Here is a 2,379-nt window from a genome sequence, read left to right as displayed (position 1 = left end):
CGCAGCACGCCAGGGCACCACCAGGTCTGCGAGCTCGGTGGCGTAGCGGGCGCCGAGGCGCGGCGCGGCGGACTTCGGGGTACTCATGCCCCGACGATACGGATCACGGCGCCCGCGAACATCCGCGGCGACGGGCGCACGCAGTCCACATGCCGCCCCAACCTGGGACTTCAGTCGACTAGCCTCACTGCGCATGTCGACTCGTACCCGCATCGCGGCCGCCCTGATCCCGCTTCTGGCCCTGTCCGCATGTTCCGGAGGGGACGATGCCGAGAACGCCGAGGCCCAGGCGTCGAGCGCCTGCGCGGCCGCGGAGGGCGAGCTCCTCGCCGCCGATTCGCAGGAGGGCGAGCCGACGCTGGAGGTCCCGCTCCCGGAGGGCTGGGAGACCAACACCTCGATGAACTCCGAGCTCATCCGTCTCGCCGTGATCAACCCCGCGCTCACCAAGGACGACTTCGCGCCGAACGTCGTGGTGACCGCCGAGACCTCCCCCGCCGACGAGCAGGCCGCCTTCGACCGTCAGCTCGCCGGGCTGAAGCAGGTCGCAGGCACCTCCGACGTCACGCCCGAGCGCGGCGAGATCTGCGGCTACAGCGCCTGGACCCTCGGATACGACCTGCCGGCGATGGGCGCCATCCCGGTGCGGCCCGCGGAGGTGCAGGTCATCGTGGTCCCGCACGAGGACCGGTCGATCACCTACACCATGACCGCCCAGTCGACCGCGCCCGTCGACCCCGCCTTCGAGGAGGCGGTGGAGGAGATCTTCTCCGGAGTGCAGATCACCGACTGAGCCCCGCGGCCTGCTCCAGGCTCAACGGGCGGCCCGGGCGGCGCGAACCGCCCGGGCGCCGGTCGCCGGCGGGCCGGCTCAGGTCGAGCACGTCGGTCAGGTCCTCGATGTGATGGTCCGGCCGGGCCCCGGCCAGGATCGTGGCGTGCTGATAGCCACCCCCGATCGAGACCGTCGTGTACCCCGCCGCCCGCGCCGACGTGATGTCGTAGGCGGTGTCGCCGACGTAGAGTGCGGGTTCGCCGAGGTGACGCAGTGAGCGAAGACACGCCACCTTGTCCTCGACATCTGTATGGACCAGGTCGAACAGCCCGTCGAGGCCGTTGGCCCGGAGGTCCTCACACACGCTCCCCGGTGCCGCCGCGGTGACGACCCCCGTGATCACGCCCCGCTCACGCAGTGCGGCGACCGTCCGCCGTGCGGACTCGCGCGCCGCCGCCTCGACCTCCATCGCGCGGTTCCAGTGCGCGGACGCCTCCGCCGTGTACTCCTGCGGCACCCCCAGGCCTGAGAACCAGTCGAGCAGCGGCAGAGTGAAGCCCAGCTGGAACTCTTCCTCCGAGAGCACCATCCCGAACTTCTCCAGTGCCTGGTTGGCCGCGTCGGCGGCCCGGGCCACGTCGTTCATCACCGTGCCGTTCCAGTCGAAGAGGACGAGAGGCGGACTTTCCACGCCCGGGCCGGGCTGGGGGACGGACGGGCGGTCGGGGGTCGGCGTCGACATGGCGCTCCTGCGATATGCGGTCGGTACGTGTGTAGAGAACACCGACGATTGAAACCCAGTTTCATTACGAGCAGCTGAATGAAAGTTACATACGCCGTTCACTCATGAAACCTGCTCGGTTCACCTCGACTGCCTAGCTTTCTCTTCCGTGAACACAGTCGAGAGCGCCCGGGAGATCGAGACCGCCGGCGATGTCAGAAACCTCATCCGCACCAACCTCCCGGGGTTCTCCCCGGCGGAGCGGCGCGTGGCCGACGCGGTGCTCGCCGACCCCCTCGAGGTGCTGGACGCCTCGGTCACCGAACTCGCCGACCGGGCCAGCACCTCGGCCGCCACCGTGGTGCGGATGTGCACGAGCATCGGGCTCAAGGGTTACCAGGAGCTCAAGACCCGGCTCGCCGTGGAGTACGTGCCCGATGCCGACGCCGCCACTGACAGCGCGGTCGGAGCCGGAGCGAGCCTCACCGCGACGCTGCTGCGCGACTTCGCGTCCGCGCTCAAGGACACGGCCGCCGTCCTGGACATCGGCGAGGTCGAGAACGTCGTGGAGGCACTCCTGTCCGCGCGGCGCATCCAGTTCGCCGCAGTCGGCACCTCGGCGATGCTCGCGTTCGACGGCTCCTACCGGCTCACCACCCTCGGCATGAGCGCGTTCTACGTCGGCGACGTCCACGCGCAGCACATGCAGGCGCGGATGCTCGGGCCCGGGGACGTCCTGTTCGTGGTGAGCCACACCGGCTCGACCTTCGAGACCCTCGCCGCGGTCCGGTCCGCCCGGACCGCCGGCGCGACCGTTCTGGCGATCACCAGTTTCGCCCGCTCCCCGCTGACGGAACTGTGCGACCACGCGATCATCGCCGGC

The 2,379-nt window shown here is 70.1% G+C and carries 4 protein-coding genes; 2 read left to right on the top strand and 2 right to left on the bottom strand.

Features of this window, described 5'->3' with window-relative positions; translation table 11 throughout:
- Positions 1 to 195: hypothetical protein (locus ACWIE7_RS18835; RefSeq protein WP_454070277.1), on the bottom strand; the 195-nt coding region annotated here is incomplete at its 3' end.
- Here ACWIE7_RS18835 and ACWIE7_RS18830 point away from each other — a divergent pair.
- Complete coding sequence (locus tag ACWIE7_RS18830; RefSeq protein WP_454070276.1) at positions 194 to 793, top strand: hypothetical protein; 600 nt, start codon at positions 194 to 196, stop codon at positions 791 to 793. The two genes, ACWIE7_RS18835 and ACWIE7_RS18830, sit on opposite strands and share 2 nt — an antisense overlap.
- Here ACWIE7_RS18830 and ACWIE7_RS18825 read toward each other — a convergent pair.
- Complete coding sequence (locus ACWIE7_RS18825) at positions 783 to 1,517, bottom strand: HAD family hydrolase (protein WP_454070275.1); 735 nt, start codon at positions 1,515 to 1,517, stop codon at positions 783 to 785. The genes ACWIE7_RS18830 and ACWIE7_RS18825 overlap by 11 nt on opposite strands.
- Before the next feature lie 148 nt (positions 1,518 to 1,665).
- Here ACWIE7_RS18825 and ACWIE7_RS18820 point away from each other — a divergent pair.
- The coding region (locus ACWIE7_RS18820; protein ID WP_454070274.1) for a MurR/RpiR family transcriptional regulator at positions 1,666 to 2,379 on the top strand (714 nt) is incomplete at its 3' end.

This window comes from Dietzia sp. NPDC055343, from assembly GCF_053645265.1.
Note: the sequence above shows the minus strand (reverse complement) of the source record. Positions and strands in the feature narration are given on the sequence as shown.